The following is a 17,909-nucleotide window of genomic DNA, read 5'->3' as shown; positions in this document are numbered from 1 at the left end:
CGAAAACGCGGGTCGAGCAGGCAGAAAAAGAGTTTTGAGATTCGACCAATCCGGCCCGCCCCCCGCTCCGAATCCCCCGGCGTCAGGCAAGTTGGACTGAGGACGGACGGCATGACACCTATCTCCAGGAGCGGTACGGGACGCAAGTACCTCGCGACCGTCGTATGTGGCGCGCTGGCAGCCGGAGGGCTCGCGGCCGCCGGCGTCGCCGCACTGGTACCGGGGGCGGCCTCCGCCTCCAGCCACCGGGAGGCCCCGCTCATCTCGGGGACCCCGCAGTACGACAACACGGACGTGTACGCGTTCGTCAGCCCGGACAAGCCGGACACGACGACGATCGTCGCGAACTGGATCCCGTTCGAGGAGCCGGCGGGCGGCCCGAACTTCTTCACGTTCGCCGAGGACGCGCAGTACGACCTCCACATCGACAACAACGGTGACGCGCAGGGCGATCTGCTCTACCGCTTCACCTTCAAGACGCACGTCAAGAACGAGAAGACGTTCCTGTACAACACGGGGGCCGTCGAGAGCCTGGACGACCCGGATCTCAACATCACCCAGACCTACGACATCGAGCTGGTCAAGCTGAAGGACCAGCACATGGTGTCGAAGACGAAGGTCGCCGACGACGTCCCGGTGGCGCCGTCCAACGTGGGCAAGGCGTCCATGCCGGACTACGCCAAGCTGCGCGACCAGGCGGTGCACGAACTCCCCGGCGGCTCCACGACGTTCGCCGGCCAGGCCGACGACCCGTTCTTCCTGGACCTGCGGGTCTTCGACCTGCTGTACGGCGGGAACCTCACCGAGGTCGGCAACGACACGCTCAAGGGCTACAACGTCAACTCCATAGCCCTCCAGGTCCCGACCCACATGCTCACCGAGTCGGCCGAGCAGCCGATCGTCGGCATCTGGTCGACCACCCAGCGCAAGAACGCGCAGGGTTACTACTCGCAGGTCTCGCGCCTCGGCATGCCGCTGGTCAACGAAGTCGTCAACCCGATCAAGGACAAGGACAAGTTCAACGCGTCCGAGCCCAAGGACGACGCCCAGTTCCTGAAGAACGTGACCAACCCGGAGCTGCCGAAGCTCATCGAGGCGATCTACAAGATCGACGCACCCGACGAGCCGCGCAACGACCTCGTCGACGTCTTCCTCAAGGGCGTCGAGGGCCTCAACCAGCCCCCGCACGTGCAGCCGGCGGAGGAACTGCGTCTCAACACCTCGATCGAGCCCACCGCCGAGCCCAAGCGCCTCGGTGTCCTCGACGGCGACAACGCGGGCTTCCCGAACGGACGCCGGCTCACCGACGACGTGATCGACGCCTCGCTCCAGGTCGTCGAGGGTGAACTCCTCGGCGCCAAGAACGACCTGGGTGACGCGGTCGACAAGAACGACCAGGACTTCGAGAAGGCCTTCCCCTACGTGGCCCTGCCGACCGAGGGTTCGCGCGGTCCGCTCGCCAAGGGCACGACCGAGGGCAACGACGTCCGCAGCCAGATCGGCGACGCCCTCCAGCCGGCCGGCGTCGGCGGCACCGAGAACACCACGCTGATCGCCGCCTCCGCGGGCGCCGGCGCGGCCGGGATCCTCCTCATCGGAGGCGGCCTCATGTGGTGGCGCCGGATGAGGGGCCGGGCGTACTGATACGTACTCCCCATCGACTGGCGCGGCCCGCACGTACCCATCCCCCACGGCGCGGGCCGCGTCATGACTCCCCACCCAGCGATCCGACCGAGGAGAGGGCATGGCCCGGCGTACGAACGACAGCGCACCGGAGACCGGACCCGGCCGCACCGAGCCGACGGCACCACCGGAGCCGGCCCGCGAGGGCGGTACGAGGTCGGCCGCCGGGCCGAAGAGCGAGGACAGGACGGCCACGGGGCCGACGGACGGGAGCGGCGACACCGGTACGGCCGCCGCCCCGCGGCCCCCGGACGACACGACTACCACCGCCGGACCGGCCACCGGGGCACAGTCCCCCACCGGAGCAGAGCCGTCGACGGACGACCCTGAGACGGCCGGGCCGAAGACAGCCGGGCCGGAGACGACCGGGTCGCGAGCGGCAGCCGGGCCGGAGCCGTCGGCCGTATCGGCGAGCAGCGCCGCCATGGTCGACGTGGCTCGGGACGGCGACGCGGCGGGTGTGGAGCCCGCGGGCGGAGTCGAGGGCCCGGAAGCCGGTCCCGGGGATCGGCGGGTCGCCGCCGTGCGGCGGGTCTCGGATGCCGGGCGGCGTTGGCGGGCGGCTCAACTCGCGGGGTGTGCGGCGCTGCTGGCGGTCGCGTTCACCGCCGGGTCCATCGCGGTCGGGGCCGTGCGGGACGGACGCGACGCGGTGGGCGTGTCCGCGCCCGCCGCCGTGTCGCCGGCCCTGCTGACCGGCGGGGACCTGGACGCGAGCATCACCGCGCTGCAGGCTCATCTGCGGTCCCAGCCACGGGACTTCGGCGGCTGGGCCACGCTCGGGCTCGCCTATGTCGAGCAGGCCAGGACCAAGGGCGACCCGTCCCGCTATCCGCAGGCCGAGCGGGCCCTGAAGCGCTCCCTCGACCTGGCGCCGGACAATGTGCAGGCCCTCACCGGCCGTGCCGCCCTCGCCGCGGCCCGGCACCGCTTCGAGGACGCCCTGGACTACGCCGACCAGGTGCTGAAGCAGAACCCCTACAGCGAGCGCGCCCTGTGCTCCCGTATCGACGCACTCGTCGAACTCGGCCGCTACGAGGACGCGTTGAAGGCCGCCGACCTCGCGGACGAGCGCCGGCCGGGCATCCCCGTCTTCACGCGGTACGCGTACGTGTACGAACTGCGCGGCGACGTGACCACCGCACGGCGGGTGCTGAAGCAGGCGCTCGCCTCGGCCGGCACCCCGGCCGACGTGGCGTACGTGGCCACCGCTCTCGGCCAACTCGCCTGGAACCAGGGCGAGTACGACACGGCCCTGGAGCAGTACGCGCGCGCCCTGGCCGCCGACGACACCTATCTGCCCGCCCTGGAGGGCCGTGCCCGCACCCAGGCCGCGAGCGGTGATCGTGCCGCCGCGATCAAGGGCATGGAGGCCGTCGTCGCCCGCTACCCGCTGCCCGGCCCGCTCGTCGAACTCGGTGAGCTGTACGAGGCCCGGGGCGCCGAGGGCGACCGCGCGAAGGCCGGCGACCAGTACGCCCTCGTCGACGCCTGGACGGCGCTGGCCCGCGCGGGCGGCGTCAACGTCGACCTGGACACCGCGCTCGCCGCCGCCGACCACGGCGACAGGGCCGAGGCCCTGCGCGCGGCCCGCGCCGAGTGGGCCCGCCGCCACACCGTGCACACCGCGGACGCCCTCGCCTGGGCGCTCCACGTCAACGGCCGCGACGCGGAGGCCCTGCCGTACGCCCGCCGGGCCACCGCCACCGGCTACCGCAACGCCTCCTTCCGGTACCACCGCGGGGTGATCGAGCACGCGACGGGCCACGAGAAGGAGGCCCGCACCCAGCTGAAGGCGGCTCTGGACCTCAACCCCGGCTTCTCACCGCTGGGCTCCGACACGGCCCGCGAGACGCTGGAGGCGGTCAAGTGACCAGTCCCCGCCGCCTGTTCGCCTCCGCCGCGGCCGTCCTCACGGCGGCCTGCGCGCTCACACTCGTGCCCGCGGGCACCGCCGGCGCCCACCCGCTCGGCAACTTCACCGTCAACCACTACGACGGCCTCGTCGCCGCCCCCGGCGAACTGCGCGTCGACCACGTCGAGGACCTCGCCGAGATCCCGGCGAAGCAGGCCGAGCCGGACATCGAGCGGCTGGGCAGGGCCGAGTGGGCCCGGCAGCGGTGCGCGGATGCCGCCGAGGGCAGCCGGGTCACCGTCGACGGCCGCACGGCCGCCCTCACCGCGCAGAGCAGCCGCGCGCTGGTCCGCCCCGGCCAGGCCGGTCTGGACACGCTCCGCCTGGAGTGCCGCCTCACCGCACCGCTCCCCGAGGGCGACACGGTCTCCCTCGGTTTCCGCAGCGCGGCCACGGACGCCGGCCCCGGCTGGCGGGAGGTCACCGCGCGCGGCGACCGCGTGACCCTCACGAAGTCGGACGTACCGACGAAGTCGCTGTCCGGTGAACTGACCACGTACCCGGCGGAGTTGCTCTCCTCGCCCGCCGACACCACGACCGCCGCCCTGCGCGTGCGCCCCGGCGGTCCGGCCCTCGTCGAGGAGCAGGCCGACGCGCCCGCCTCCTCCGTACTGCCGCGCGGCGCCGACCGCTGGACCCGCGCCCTGGACTCCCTGGTCGCCCGCCACGACCTCACCGTCGGCTTCGCCGCCCTCGCCCTGCTGATCGCCGTCGCCCTCGGCGCGATGCACGCCCTCGCGCCGGGTCACGGCAAGACCCTGATGGCGGCCGTGGCCGCGGCCCGGGGCGGCAAGGCCCGGATGAAGGACGTCCTGCCCCTGGCCGCCTCGGTCACCGTCACCCACACCCTCGGCGTGGTCGCCCTCGGCCTTCTGGTCACGGCCGGCTCGGCGGCGGCCCCCTCGGTGATCGCCTGGCTGGGCATCGCCAGCGGCGCCCTGGTGACGGTGGCGGGCGCGACCCTCGTACGCCGGGCCTGGCGAAACCACCGTCACGCGCAGGCGCACGCACGCGCCCACGCGCAGGCACACACCCACAGCGACGGACACGGCCACAGCCACGATCACCCGCACCCCCGTCCACACCAGGACGAGCCCCTCCACGACCGCACTCCGGTCCTGGTCGGCGCCCACAGCCACGCGGCCCCCTCCCCCACCGCGACCCCCACGACGACCGCTCACCCCCACACCCACGCGGCCCCCCACGCCCACCCCCACGACGAGCACGAGCACGGCCACGATCACGACCACAGCCACCACCACGACGGCGGCCACTCCCACACCCTCGAACACACCCACGGCGGCTTCACCCACACCCATGCCGTCGCCCCCACCCTCCGCGGCACGATCCTCCTCGGCTTCGCCGGTGGTCTCGTGCCCAGTCCGTCCGCCGTGGTCGTGCTCGTCGGCGCGGCGGCGCTCGGGCAGGCCTGGTTCGGGCTGCTGCTCGTCGTCGCGTACGGCGTCGGGCTCGCGCTCACTCTCACCGCGGCCGGCTTCGCCGTCGTCAAGCTGGGTACCGGAGTGACCCGGGTGCTGGACAGGCGGCCGGGCTGGGCGAGCAGTCCGCTGACTGCCCTGGTGCGCCGTACCGCGCCCCTGGCCTCCGCGCTCGTCGTGGTGGCCCTGGGAGCGGGACTCGTGCTCAAGGGGGCGGCATCCGCACTCGGCTGAGCTACTTTTGTGGGGAAATCCCGCGGATGCGAAGAGGGGAACCACGTGTCCGAAGATCCGGGCAGTGAACGTCTGATCGCGGGCCGCTACCGTCTCCTGGCCCCGCTCGGCGAGGGTGGCATGGGCACGGTGTGGCGGGCCCGCGACGAGTTGCTCAACCGTGAGGTCGCCGTCAAGGAGGTGCGCGCCCCCTCCGGGCTGGCCGGCGCCGACATCGAGCGGATGTACGCGCGGCTGGAGCGGGAGGCGTGGGCGGCGGCCCGGATCTCGAACCACAACGTGGTGACGGTGTACGACGTGGCCACCCAGGACAGCCGGCCCTGGATCGTCATGGAGCTGGTCCGCGGGATCTCGCTGGCCGAACTGCTGGAGGCCGAGGGTCCGCTCGACCCGCAGCGCGCCGCGCACATCGGCGCGGAGGTGCTGTCCGCGTTGCGGGCCGCGCACGAGGCCGGGGTGGTGCACCGGGACGTGAAGCCGGCGAACGTCCTGCTGTCGAACGACGGACGCGTGGTCCTCACCGACTTCGGCATCGCCATGGTCGAGGGCAGTTCCGCGCTCACGATGACCGGCGAGGTGATCGGCTCGCCGGAGTTCCTGGCGCCGGAACGGGCGCTCGGCCGGACGCCCGGCCCCGAGTCCGACCTGTGGTCGCTCGGTGTGCTGCTGTACGCGGCGGTCGAGGGCAGTTCCCCCTTCCGGCAGAACACGCCGCTCAGCACGCTGCGCGCGATCGTCGACGAGGAGATGCCGCCGCCGCACCGGGCCGGTCCGCTCACCCCCGTGATCGAGGGGTTGTTGCGCAAGGACCCGGCGGAGCGGCTGTCCGCCGACCGGGCCGAGCAGGATCTGCGGGTGATCGGCGCGGGCGGCACGCCCCGCTCGGACGCCGTGGGGGCCGCCCCCTATCCCCCGACGGCCGCCACTCTCCGGCAGCCGCCGCAATACCAGTCCCCGCATCAGCCGACGTCCGAGCGGTCGACACCGCCGCCGGCCTCGGCCTCCTGGGACCGGCCCGGGGGCACCACCGCCACGGCCGACGGGCCCCGCCGCAACCGCCGTGCCCTGCTCGCCCTGGTCGCGGGTGTCGTCGTCCTCGCGCTGGCGATCGCCGGACTGACGTACGCGCTGCTGAACCGCGACGACAACAAGGAGGCGGACGGAGGGCCCAAGAGCGAGACGTCCGGGCTGAGTTCGCCGTCGGTGAGCGATCCCGGCCAGGAGGAGACAAAGGAGCCGAGCGACTCCCCCACGCCCAGCCGCAGTTCCACCACCTCGGCCCCGGCCGCGACCGTGAAGGTCACGCTGGCCGGCGCGCGCACCGAGTACAGCGGTACCTGTCCGCCGCCGCAGGGCAAGGCGCCCGCGTTCACGGCGACGATCACGGTGAGCCGTCTGCCGTCGGAGGTCAGCTATCGCTGGGTGTCCAGGGACGGCGAGATCATGGATCCGGGGTGGAAGACGCTCTCGTTCCCGGCCGGCGGTGGCCGGACCAAGCAGGACACGGCGTTCGTGACGACGAAGAACGAGAGCGGGAGCTTCGAGAACGAGATCAGTGTCGAGGTCCGCGATCCCGTGAAGACGACGTCCAACTCGGTGCCGTTCTCGGTGACCTGCCTGACGGAGACCCCGTCGGACGAGGCCTCCGCTTCGGTGTCGTCCTCGCCGTGACGGTCAGGCCAGGCCGTTGAACACGGGCAGGTAGCCGCCCGACTGGCCGGACCCGGTCGGGTGGTAGGACTCCCCGATGTTCAGCAGGTTGAGGCTGTGCAGCCAGGCGCTGCCGGAGCAGAGCTCGTGACCGGTGAAGGTGGTGCGGACGTCGCCGAAGACGTAGCCGTGCTGCGCGGCACGCTTGGCGATGGCGGTGTCGAGGTAGTCGGCCGCGCCGTTGATCGCCTTCCGCTTGGTCTCGGAGAGACCGACACAGGTGGTGCCGGTCTTGTAGAAGCGGGGGTATCCGAGCACGACCACACGGGCGCTCGGGGCCTTGGAGCGGACGGCCGAGTAGACGCTGTCGAGCTTGCCGGGCAGCGTCGAGTCGACGTACGCCTTGGCGGTGTTGATCCGGGACAGGCACGCGCTGTCGGACTGGAGGACACAGGTCGTCATGACGTCGGCGAAGCCGGCGTCGTTGCCGCCGACACTGATCGAGACGAGGGCGGTGGTGGCGCCGAGCGGGGTGAGCTGGTTCGCCAGAACATCACCCGTTCGAGCGCCCGAGCAAGCGGTGAAGTGGAACGACGAGGGTGAATGCGCGGCGGCCCAGAGGTAGGGGTACGCCTTGCTGCTGCGCTTGCAGTCACCACTCCCGGAGAGGTAGCTGCCCGAGCCGACCCCTGAGGAGTAGGAGTCGCCGAGCGCCACATAGCCGCCTGCGGCGGCGAGTTGGGATGCCTGGGCGGTCGCGGCCCCGGTGAGGGCGGTACCGGCGGCGAGGAGGAGCGAGCCGACGTATGCGGCAAATCGGGAACGTCTCATGGAACCTCCCTTAGCAGGATCTCTGCCACAACCGTCGTACCAACTACGCGTGTTGACGGGAAGTGTCCATGCCAAGACTTTCCGGGCGGGTTCGGGCGGGTTCACGGCGCGTTCAGTTACGCGTCCATGACAAACACATGACAGGGCCCCAAGTCCCTTGTTCTACACCCGTAGACCACAGATTCTTTACTTGGCCATGGGGCGGAACGCAACGCTCCACGGCTGTGTGCGCGACGACGCGCGCACCCCCCACAGACGTGCGCCCACCCAGGCGCCCGTCGCCAATGAGGAGGACTCCCTCGCATGGCACAACTGCGTAGCGACAAGGTGCGGCTCGCCGCGATAACCGGCCTGGCGACCGCCGCCCTCGTGGGCGGGCTCACCACCCTCCCCGCCCAGGCCGCCCCGGCCGAGGGCAAGGTCCTCGCCGCCGGCTCCCCCACGGCGGTCAAGGACAGCTACATCATCACCCTCAAGAAGAACGCCGGCTTCAAGGCGTCCTCCGGCGAGGGCAAGAGTCTGATCAAGGAGTACGGCGGCTCGGTCAAGAAGACCTTCGGCGCCGCGCTGAACGGCTACACCGCCACCCTCTCGGCCGCCGAGGCCAGGAGACTCGCCGCCGACCCGTCGGTGGCCGTCGTCGAGCAGAACCAGCGCGTCCAGCTCGCCGACACCACGCAGTCCAGCGCTCCCTGGGGCCTGGACCGCATCGACCAGACCTCGCTGCCGCTGTCCACGACGTACACCTACCCGGACACCGCGGGCAGCGGTGTGACGGCGTACGTCATCGACACCGGCGTGCGCATCACCCACTCCCAGATCAGCGGCCGTGCGTCCTACGGCTACGACGCGGTCGACGGCGACACCACCGCCTCCGACGGCAACGGCCACGGCACCCATGTGGCCACCACCATCGCGGGCTCGACCTACGGCGTCGCCAAGGCGGCGAAGATCGTCGCGGTCCGGGTGCTCGACAACGCCGGCTCCGGCACCACCGCGGGCGTCATCGCGGGCGTCAACTGGGTGACCAACAACCACTCCGGTCCCTCGGTCGCCAACCTCTCGCTCGGCGGCGGCGCCTCCACCACCCTGGACACGGCGGTCTCCAACTCCATCGCGAGCGGCGTGACCTACGCGGTCGCGGCCGGCAACAGCAGCGCCAACGCCTCCTCGTACTCCCCGGCCCGTGTCGCCGCGGCGATCACGGTCGGCGCCACCACCAGCACCGACGCCAAGGCCAGCTACTCGAACTTCGGCTCGGTCCTGGACATCTTCGCCCCCGGCTCCTCCATCACGGCGGGCTGGTACACCAGCGACACCGCGACCAACACCATCTCCGGTACGTCGATGGCGACCCCGCACGTCGCGGGCGCCGCCGCCGTCTACCTGGCGAACCACACCTCGTCCACCCCGGCCCAGGTCGCCACGGCCCTCGTCAACGGCTCCACGACCGGCAAGGTCACCAGCGCGGGCACCGGCTCCCCGAACCGGCTGCTGAAGCTCGTGCCGTGAGCACCACCACGACAACCCGCTTGACCTGAACGACCGTTCCCCGGAGGCGCGGGCCGCCTCCGGGGAACGTATGTACCAAGTCGGCAACTCGCCGGCGCGGCCGACTTCCGCATCTTGACGGCCCCCGCGCCACTGAGCGACATTGAAGCCCGGCATCCGGCGCTTCGGGGGGCAAGTCGCCCATGCAGACCATACGTGGCAAGACATCATCAACAGTGCCGGCGGACGGCACCGAGCGGGCGCGACCAGGACCGGGGAGGGACCTGGCACCGCTGCTCGCGGGCGCCGCGAGCGCCGCCGGGGCGTTCGGCGCGGTCCTCGCACTCGCCGGATCGGACTCACCCCTGCGCGCTCCGCTCACCCTGTTCTTCCTGCTCGCGGCACCCGCCGTGGTCATCGCCCGCGCACTGCGCGACCTCGAACCGTTCGGCCGGGTCATCGCCGCGCTCGCGGGCTCGGTGGTCGTCAACATGCTGGTGGCCCAGGGCATGCTGGCCCTGCACATCTGGTCGGTACGCGGCGGGATCGTGGCCGTGACCGCGCTCAGCGGCGTTCTCCTCCTGCCGGTTCTGCTACGACGGCCGCGCGGCCGTACGACGACGAGGCGGGGCATCTGACGTGGACATCAGCGTGTACCGCCCCGGCGAGCTGAGCGCGGCCGACCGGACGGCGTGGACCGCGATGCAGTCCAAGGCCCATCTCCTCGGGACGCCGGACCTCGCGAACCCCTTCCTGGCCCCCGAGTTCACCCTCGCCGTGGGCCGCTACCGCAGGGGCGTACGGATCGCGGTGGTCCGGGAGGACGGCGAACCGGCCGCGTTCTTCCCCTACCAGCGGACCGCCACCGGCGTCGGCCGGGCGATCGGCCTCGGCGTCTCGGACGCCCAGGGCGTGGTGCACCGGCCCGGATTCGCCTGGGACGCGCGGGAGTTGCTGCGGGCCTGCGGGCTCGCCCTGTGGGAGTTCGACCATCTGGTGGAGGGCCAGGGCGCGTTCGAGACCGGGGCCTCCGGCAGCTTCCCGTCCCCGGTGATGGACGTGGACCAGGGCTATGAGGCGTATCTGACCCAACTGCGCGCCCGGGCACCGAAGTTCACCCGCACCACGCTGGCCAAGGAGCGCCGGCTGGGCCGGGACGCGGGAGAGGTGACGTATGTGCACGACGAGCGCGACCCGGCCGCCCTGCGCACCCTGATGGACTGGAAGTCCGCGCAGTACCGCAGGACCGGGCGCAGCGACCGCTTCGCGCACGACTGGATCACCCGTCTCGTGGAGCATCTCTTCCACACCCGTTCCGAGTCGTTCGCGGGGATCCTGTCCGTGCTGTACGCGGACGGCAAGCCGATCGCCGCGCACTTCGGGCTGCGGACCGAGCGGGTGCTCGCGTGCTGGTTCCCGGCGTACGACCCGGCGTACGCGAAGTACTCCCCCGGCCTGGTGCTGCATCTGCGGATGGCCGAGGCGGCCGCCGCCGACGGCATCGCCCATCTCGACCTCGGCCGGGGCCAGAAGGAATACAAGGACTCCCTCAAGACCCGCGAGCTGCGGGTGTCCGAGGGGTGGGTGACCCGGCGTCACCCGGTGGCGGTCGGACATCGTGTCCGCCGTGCCCCGGTTCGGGCCCTGCGCAACGCGGTGGTGTCCCGTCCGGAGTGGTTCGAACCGGCCGACAAACTGCTCAAGCGGGCAGGAAAGATCCGCTCGTCCGGTCGGTAGCGGCCGGTAACGGTCAAACCAACAAAAACGTGAGGCTCGTTCCAGGTCTTGCCATAGGGGTTCAATCGTCAATACCGTCGTACATCTCACCCGCATCGATCCATCACCAAGCGGCACCAGGGGAGGGCTCAGGACCGCGATGGACCGGCGCGGGGCGCGGTAGGGGGGTGCCGTGCTCGGTGACCGTACTGGTGACCGAGTCGTGCCGCGCGGTCGGCAGTCGTTCTCGGCGGCCGTCCAGTTTTGCCAGCTCACCCGGCAGGTACGGAGATCGATTCCGTGGTGCCGTGCGTGAGAAACCCCCCTTTCGAACCGGACACAGTGCGGGCCGCCCAGGGGCGGGCGGTCCACCGGACGAGAGGGACCAGACTCATGAGTTTCGATCTGCGCCCGGCCGCCACAGGCCAGGACGCCTTCACCGCCGGCAAGTACCGGCCGATCTCCTCTCACCTGGCCATCGCGCCACCGGTGAGTGTCGTGATTCCCGCCATGAACGAGGCGGAGAATCTCCCGTACGTCTTCAAGACCCTTCCGGACTGGATCCACGAAGTGGTCCTGGTGGACGGCAACTCCACCGACAACACCGTAGAAGTGGCACGGGAGTTGTGGCCCGGCGTCAAGGTCGTCGAGCAGCGCGGCAAGGGCAAGGGTGACGCCCTGATCACGGGGTTCAACGCCTGCAGCGGCGACATCATCGTGATGGTGGACGCCGACGGCTCGGCCGACGGCAACGAGATCGTGTCGTACGTCTCCGCCCTGGTCTCGGGCGCGGACTTCGCCAAGGGGTCCCGCTTCGCCAACGGCGGCGGCACCGACGACATGACCTTCATCCGCAAGCTCGGCAACTGGGCGCTGTGCACGACCGTGAACCGCAAGTTCGGCGCCCGCTACACGGATCTCTGCTACGGCTACAACGCCTTCTGGCGGCACTGCCTCGACAAGATCGACCTCGACTGCACCGGCTTCGAGATCGAGACCCTGATCAACATCCGGGTGGTCAAGGCGGGGCTCAAGGTGCAGGAGATACCGAGCCACGAGTACCTCCGGATCCACGGCACCAGCAATCTGCGGGCCGTGCGGGACGGGCTCAGGGTGCTCAGAGTGATCCTGCGGGAGCGCTCCAACCGGCGTGCGCTGCGCAGCCGTACCCCGCACTCCCCGATGCTCGACTCGGTCCGGGGAGAGGTGTCTTGAGCGGTCCCGACATCTCCGTCGTGATCTGCGTCTACACCGAGGACCGCTGGGAGGACATCCTCGCGGCGGTCTCCTCGGTGCGGGAGCAGTCCCGGCCGGCCCGGGAGACGCTGCTGGTCGTCGACCACAACGCGGCGCTCCTGGACCGGCTCACGAAGGAGTACAAGGAATACGGGGACCTCGGTGAGCCCGGAGCCGAAGAGTCCGGGGAGCACACGGCGCCCGCGGCGGGCGCGGTGGTGCGGGTACTCGCCAACGCGGGTCCCCGCGGCCTGTCCGCCGGCCGCAACACCGGTATCGCCGCCTCGCGCGGCGAGGTAGTCGCCTTCCTGGACGACGACGCCGTCGCCGAGCGGGACTGGCTCGGGCACTTCGCCGAGGCGTACGCCGATCCACGGGTGATGGCCGTCGGCGGCCGTACGGAGCCCATCTGGGCATCGGGACGCCGGCCGGACTGGTTTCCCGAGGAGTTCGACTGGGTGGTGGGCTGCACCTACAGGGGGCTGCCGCCCGGCCTGGTGCGGGTGCGCAACGTGCTCGGCGGCAACGCGTCCTTCCGGCGCAGCGCCTTCGACGCGGCGGGCGGCTTCGCCACGGGTATCGGACGCGACGGCGACAAACGGCCGCTGGGCTGCGAGGAGACGGAGCTGTGCATCCGTCTCACCCGGGCCCGGCCGGACGCGGTCCTGCTGATCGACGACCGGGCGGTGATCCACCACCGGGTGCCCGAGGCACGCGAGCACTTCGGGTACTTCCGCACGCGCGCCTACGCCGAGGGCCTGTCCAAGGCGTTGGTGGCCCGAAGTGTCGGCGCCGACAAGGGACTTGAGTCGGAGCGCCGGTACGCCACCCGGGTGCTGCCCGCCGGGGTGGTCCGCGGACTGCGGGACGCGCTGCTGGTGCGGCCGGGCGGCGCGGGCCGCGCGGGTGCGATCGTCGCGGGGGTGCTCACCGCGGCGGGCGGGTACGTCGTGGGAAGTGTGCGGGCACGCCGGGGCGGGGCAACCTTCTCGGTGGCTCCGCTGTCGGACAGCGAGGGGGGAAGACATGACTGAGGCACCCGTGCCGATCCTCATGTACCACGCGATCGCCACCGACCCGAACGAGGCGACCCGCGAACTGTCGGTCACACCCGACGACTTCGCCGCGCAGCTGGCACTGATCGGCGGCCTGGGCCTCAGCCCGGTCGGCACCGCCGATCTCGCCGCCCACTGGCGCACCGGCCGTCCGCTGCCCGCGCGGCCCGTGCTGATCACCTTCGACGACGGCTACGAGGGCGTGCACCGGCACGCCCTGCCCGTCCTGGCCAAGCACGGCTTCGCGGCCACCGTCTTCGTCTCCACGGGCTGGCTCCGCGGCCCGCACGACACCGGCGGCGGCCTCGACACCATGCTCGACTGGGACCAGGTCCGTGAACTCGCCGCGGCGGGCGTCGAGATCGGCGGCCACAGCCACACCCACCCGCAACTGGACCAGCTCGACGACGCCGCGCTGCGCCACGAACTGATCCACTGCAGGGAGATCGTCACCGACGAACTCGGCGCCGCCCCGGCCTCCTTCGCCTATCCCTACGGCTACTCCAGCCGCCGGGTGCGGCAGGCGGTGCGGGAGACGGGGTACGGTCAGGCGCTCGCCGTCGGCAACGGCCTCGCGCGCCGCCGCCAGGGGCCGTACGCCCTGCGACGGGTCACCGTGCGTCGCGGCACGGGCATCGAGGAGTTCGAACGGCTCGTCCAGGGCCGTGCGATCGCCCGGAACTTCGCCGGGGACCGTGCCCTCACCAAGGGGTACGCCCTGGTCCGCAGAGCACGCCAGGTCCGCCGGAAGGCCATCCGTTCCCGTGTCTGACACGACCACGTCCACGACCCAGGACACCCCGCCCGCGACCGGGGCACCGGAGCGGCCGGGGCGCCGGCTCCGGCTGCCGGGGCTCGGCCGGTCGCCGGGAGGCAGCCAGCTGTTCCGCAACGCCTACGCGCTGATGCTGAACACCGGTATCTCCGCGGTGCTCGGCCTCGGGTTCTGGCTGGCCGCGGCGCGCTACTACTCGGAGTCGGCCGTCGGCCAGAGTTCCGCCGCCATCGCCGCGATGAAGCTCCTCGCGGGCCTGACCGCTGTGACGCTGACAGGGGCGCTGGCCCGTTTCATACCGGTCGCGGGCCGGGCCACCGGACGGCTGATCCTCCGTACGTACGTGGGCAGTTCGGTGATCGTGGCACTGGCCGCGGGGGTCTTCCTGCTCACCCTGGACAGGTGGGGGCCCTCGTACGGCTTCCTCGACAGTCCACTCGCCGGTCTCGGTTTCGTGGTCGCCGTGGTCGCGTGGAACGTGCTCACGCTCCAGGACGGGGTGCTGACCGGGCTGCGCAGCGCGCTGTGGGTGCCGGTCGGCAACACCGTGTTCTCCGCGGTGAAGCTGGGACTGCTGGTCGCGTTCGCGGTGGCCGTCCCCGCGACCGGGGTGTTCGTGTCGTGGGTCGCGGCCATCGCCTTCTCCGTACTGCCGCTGGGCTGGCTGGTGTTCCGGCGGCTGGTGCCCCGGCAGATGAAGGCGACCGCCGCGCACGCGCATCCGCCGACCTGGCGGGAGATCGGACGGTTCCTGGCCGGCGACTACACCGGCTCGCTGTTCTCGCTCGCCGTGGTCTACCTGATCCCCGTGATCATCGCCTCGCAGGTCAGCCCCGAGGACAACGCGTACTTCTACATCACCGCCACCATCGGCGGCACGGTCAACCTGCTCGCCATCAACATGGGCGCCTCGCTGACCGTCGAGGGCTCGCACGACCCACGCCGGCTGGCCGCCAACACCCGCGCCGCGCTCAAGCGGATGGCGCGGATCATGCTGCCGGTGGCCACGGTGCTGTTCTTCGGGGCGCCGTGGATCCTCGGCGTGTTCGGCGCGGGCTACGCGGACGCGGCCACCCCGCTGCTGCGCTGGTTCGCGGTCGGCGGGCTTCTGCGGGTCGTCATGGAGACGTACTTCGCGGTACTGCGCGCACAGAGCCGCACCTCCGGACTCGCCTGGCTGCAGGGCCTGTTGTGCGTCCTGGTGCTCGGCCTGACGCTGCTGCTGCTTCCCCGCATGGGCCTGACCGGCGCGGGTGTCGCGGAGATCTCCGCCCTCGCGCTGATCGTCACGATCGCCGCGCCCCGGCTGTACCGGATCGTCCACGGTGCCGGGGGCGCCGACGTCCCCGAGGGCGCGGCACCCGACGGGGACCTCGCCGACCTGGGGGCGCGCGAGTCCGCCGTCCCGGCGGCGCACCGGCGCGGGCCCGCCTGGGCACTCGACCAGGACACCCTCGCCCTGGGCGTGCACGTCGACTTCGACCACCTGGAACGCCGGCCCGACGTCCGCCCGGGCCCCGGCACCCCGCCCACCGGAACGCCCGCGGTACAGCCGGCGAGCCCCGAGGACCACCGGCCCACCTGGGCGCTCAAGCGGGAGCCCGGACTGCCGGTGGAGGAGCGCGCACCGGGCGCCGAGGCATCGCTCGGGCCGTCCGCGGCACCGCTCGAACCTGCGGAGCCCGAGGTGGACGCGCCGTTCGAGGACCAGGGAGAACAGCGGGACCAGGAGGAACAGGGGGAGGACGTACGGGCTGTTCGGGCCGTACGGGCTGGTCGGGAAGAGGCACCGGAGTCCGAGGAGACGCCGGAGCCGGAGAACCCGCCGGCGCTCTCCTGGCGTGAGCGCCTGCTGCCCACCCGGCCCGGGGCGGTCCTCGGCTGTCTGCTGACCGCCGCGCTGCTGCTGTACTGGGTGCCCGCGCTCCGGCTCGGCGAGGCCGATCTGGACGAGATGGGCGGGCTCGGCCTGATCTCCGTGCTGCCGACGCCCACGCTGATCGGCGCCGGACTGCTGGTCGTGGTCTTCGCCTCACTGCTGTGGCTCGGCCGTGAGCACCGGGCGCTGCTGCTGGTCACGCTGCTCGCGACGCTGGTCTCACTGCACGCGCTGCCCGCGGTGATCGAGACCGAGCCGAGGTTCGCGACGGCCTGGCAGCATCTCGGCTTCCTGGACTACATCGACCGGACCGGCTCCGCGGTGCCCGACCTGGACGCGCGCTGGAGCTGGCCGGGCTTCTTCGCGGCCGCCGCGTTCGTCCTGAAGGCCTGCGGGGTCAGCGACTTCACCGAGGTCATCCGGTGGTGGCCGCTCGGGATCCAACTCCTCTACCTGGCACCGATGTTCCTCCTCGTGCGCTCGATGCGGGCGAGCTGGCGGGCCAAGTGGACCGGCATCTGGATCTTCGTGCTCAGCGGCTGGGTGGGCCAGGACTACTTCTCCCCGCAGGGCTTCACCTATCTCCTCTATCTGGTCTTCGTGGCGATCCTGCTCGTCTGGTTCCGGGCGCCCGGCGTCATCTGGGCGAAGCGGCGCCCCGGCGAGATCGAGGTCGAGCCGACGAACCGCCGGCAGCGGGCGGTACTGCTGCTGCTGGTGATCGGACTGTTCGCGGCGAGCGTCCCGGCCCACCAGCTCACGCCGTTCGTGATGCTGGGCGTGCTGGCGGTGCTGGTCCTGGTCGGCCGCAGCGAACTGCGCGGGCTCCCCGTGCTGTTCGGCGTCCTGGTGACCGCCTGGATCGGCTTCATGGCCGAGCCGTACTGGTCGGGGCACTTCAACGACATGTTCGGCGGGATCGGCGGCGTCGGCAGCAACGTGTCCTCGTCCGTGTCCGGCCGTATCGAGGGCGGCAGTTCGACCCACAAGCTGGTCCTCTACGTGCGCGTGCTGCTGGCCGGCGGCGTGATGGCCTTCGCCTGCTACGGCTGGTACCGGCGGCGCGAGCACAAGTACCGCGAGCGGTCGCTGCTGGTCCTCACCTTCGTGCCGTTCCTCGGCTTCGGCATGCAGTCGTACGGCGGCGAGATGGCCCTGCGCGTCTTCATGTTCGCCCTGCCGGGTGCCGCCCTGCTCGCGGGCCTCGCCCTGTTCCCGCGCACCGGCGTCACCGCCGAGGAGCGCGACAAGGACCGGGTGAGTCTCGCCCCGGTGGCCGCGTTGCTGGCGGGTCTGCTGCTCATCGGCGGCTTCCTGGTGGCCCGTTGGGGCAACGAGCCCTTCGAGCGGACCCGGACCGGCGAGATCGCCGCCATGGAGTACGTGTACGCGCACGACGATCCGACGGCACGGCTGCTGTGGCTGAGCGACGACCCGGTGAACGTGGTGACGCCGTCGCTGCCGTGGGGTGCGAAGGACATGGAGAAGGTCGCGTACCTGCCCACGTTGGCGCCAGCCGACCCGGTGCTGGTGTCCGGCCTGGTCAAGGCTCTCAAGGACGCGGGCCCGAACTCGTATCTGATGGTCAACCGCAGCCAGGTCGTCTATCTCCAGCTGGACGTGGGCTATTCGGCCAACTGGGAACCGCGGCTGATCCAGAACCTGGACGCGCGGAAGGAACTGCGGAAGGTCTTCGTCAACGACGACGTGACGATGTACGCGCTGGCCAAGCAGCCCGCGGGCAAGGTCCCGGCCGCGGACCCGGGTCCGATCGGGCCGCAGGTGACGTGGACGCCGTGGTCGGTCGTCGGGGCGCTGGCCGCCCTCGCGCTGATCGTGCTGCTCTCGGTACGGGAGGTCGTCCGGGTCGCGGTGCGGCCCAGTGTGCGGCACCTGCGGTGGATGCAGAGCAGCTTCTGGTTCTCGCTGCCGTTGCTGGCGGTGCTGCTGGCGGCGTTGGTGCAGCGGTTCCTGACGATGAAGTGACGGCCGGGGCCCGGTAGGC

Annotated in this window: 12 protein-coding genes; 11 read left to right on the top strand and 1 reads right to left on the bottom strand. The window is 71.6% G+C overall.

Going from position 1 to position 17,909, the window contains the following annotated elements; all coding sequences use genetic code 11:
• The first annotated feature begins 111 nt into the window (after positions 1-111).
• The 4 genes from ACZ5VD_RS34190 (at position 112) to ACZ5VD_RS34175 (ending at position 6,942) form a co-directional block, all read left to right on the top strand.
• The gene (locus tag ACZ5VD_RS34190; protein WP_468552106.1) at positions 112-1,644 is read left to right on the top strand and encodes a DUF4331 domain-containing protein; all 1,533 of its coding nucleotides are present in this window, start codon (positions 112-114) and stop codon (positions 1,642-1,644) included.
• A 100-nt stretch (positions 1,645-1,744) separates the two neighbouring features.
• Positions 1,745-3,556, top strand: a complete 1,812-nt coding sequence (locus ACZ5VD_RS34185) for a tetratricopeptide repeat protein (protein WP_468684454.1) — start codon at positions 1,745-1,747, stop codon at positions 3,554-3,556.
• Complete coding sequence (locus ACZ5VD_RS34180) at positions 3,553-5,271, top strand: urease accessory protein UreH domain-containing protein (protein ID WP_468684453.1); 1,719 nt, start codon at positions 3,553-3,555, stop codon at positions 5,269-5,271. The genes ACZ5VD_RS34185 and ACZ5VD_RS34180 overlap by 4 nt, the downstream gene beginning before the upstream one ends.
• Before the next feature lie 45 nt (positions 5,272-5,316).
• Positions 5,317-6,942, top strand: a complete 1,626-nt coding sequence (locus ACZ5VD_RS34175; protein WP_468684451.1) for a serine/threonine-protein kinase — start codon at positions 5,317-5,319, stop codon at positions 6,940-6,942.
• 3 nt (positions 6,943-6,945) lie between these two features.
• On the opposite strand, the gene ACZ5VD_RS34170 is transcribed toward ACZ5VD_RS34175, so the two are convergent.
• Positions 6,946-7,752 (bottom strand): SGNH/GDSL hydrolase family protein, encoded by an 807-nt coding sequence (locus ACZ5VD_RS34170; protein WP_468552110.1) that lies wholly within the window; start codon positions 7,750-7,752, stop codon positions 6,946-6,948.
• Positions 7,753-8,055: 303 nt separating this feature from the next.
• On the opposite strand from ACZ5VD_RS34170, the gene ACZ5VD_RS34165 reads away from it, so the two are divergent.
• The 7 genes from ACZ5VD_RS34165 to ACZ5VD_RS34135 all read left to right on the top strand — a co-directional run bounded on the left by ACZ5VD_RS34165 (position 8,056) and on the right by ACZ5VD_RS34135 (position 17,890).
• Positions 8,056-9,264: a S8 family peptidase gene (locus ACZ5VD_RS34165; RefSeq protein ID WP_468552111.1), complete on the top strand. Its 1,209-nt coding sequence runs from the start codon at positions 8,056-8,058 to the stop codon at positions 9,262-9,264.
• 182 nt (positions 9,265-9,446) lie between these two features.
• Positions 9,447-9,881: a hypothetical protein gene (locus tag ACZ5VD_RS34160; protein WP_468552112.1), complete on the top strand. Its 435-nt coding sequence runs from the start codon at positions 9,447-9,449 to the stop codon at positions 9,879-9,881.
• 1 nt (position 9,882) lies between these two features.
• Complete coding sequence (locus tag ACZ5VD_RS34155; RefSeq protein ID WP_468552113.1) at positions 9,883-10,980, top strand: GNAT family N-acetyltransferase; 1,098 nt, start codon at positions 9,883-9,885, stop codon at positions 10,978-10,980.
• A 372-nt stretch (positions 10,981-11,352) separates the two neighbouring features.
• Positions 11,353-12,174: a glycosyltransferase family 2 protein gene (locus ACZ5VD_RS34150; RefSeq protein ID WP_468552114.1), complete on the top strand. Its 822-nt coding sequence runs from the start codon at positions 11,353-11,355 to the stop codon at positions 12,172-12,174.
• The gene (locus ACZ5VD_RS34145) at positions 12,171-13,229 is read left to right on the top strand and encodes a glycosyltransferase family 2 protein (protein WP_468552115.1); all 1,059 of its coding nucleotides are present in this window, start codon (positions 12,171-12,173) and stop codon (positions 13,227-13,229) included. Before ACZ5VD_RS34150 ends, ACZ5VD_RS34145 begins: the two co-directional genes overlap by 4 nt.
• A complete protein-coding gene (locus ACZ5VD_RS34140) occupies positions 13,222-14,022 on the top strand; it encodes a polysaccharide deacetylase family protein (RefSeq protein WP_468552116.1) in 801 nt (266 codons plus the stop codon). Before ACZ5VD_RS34145 ends, ACZ5VD_RS34140 begins: the two co-directional genes overlap by 8 nt.
• Complete coding sequence (locus ACZ5VD_RS34135; protein WP_468684449.1) at positions 14,015-17,890, top strand: lipopolysaccharide biosynthesis protein; 3,876 nt, start codon at positions 14,015-14,017, stop codon at positions 17,888-17,890. Before ACZ5VD_RS34140 ends, ACZ5VD_RS34135 begins: the two co-directional genes overlap by 8 nt.
• Positions 17,891-17,909: the final 19 nt, after the last annotated feature.

The organism is Streptomyces sp. NPDC032822, from assembly GCF_055578825.1.
Note: the sequence above shows the minus strand (reverse complement) of the source record. Positions and strands in the feature narration are given on the sequence as shown.

Excerpts from the sequence above, each read along its gene's own strand:
- ACZ5VD_RS34190 (WP_468552106.1), top strand. The coding sequence starts at position 112 with ATGACACCTATCTCCAGGAGCGGTACGGGACGCAAGTACCTCGCGACC.
- ACZ5VD_RS34140 (WP_468552116.1), top strand. The coding sequence starts at position 13,222 with ATGACTGAGGCACCCGTGCCGATCCTCATGTACCACGCGATCGCCACC.
- ACZ5VD_RS34170 (WP_468552110.1), bottom strand. The coding sequence starts at position 7,752 with ATGAGACGTTCCCGATTTGCCGCATACGTCGGCTCGCTCCTCCTCGCC.
- ACZ5VD_RS34160 (WP_468552112.1), top strand. The coding sequence starts at position 9,447 with ATGCAGACCATACGTGGCAAGACATCATCAACAGTGCCGGCGGACGGC.
- ACZ5VD_RS34165 (WP_468552111.1), top strand. The coding sequence starts at position 8,056 with ATGGCACAACTGCGTAGCGACAAGGTGCGGCTCGCCGCGATAACCGGC.
- ACZ5VD_RS34185 (WP_468684454.1), top strand. The coding sequence starts at position 1,745 with ATGGCCCGGCGTACGAACGACAGCGCACCGGAGACCGGACCCGGCCGC.
- ACZ5VD_RS34150 (WP_468552114.1), top strand. The coding sequence starts at position 11,353 with ATGAGTTTCGATCTGCGCCCGGCCGCCACAGGCCAGGACGCCTTCACC.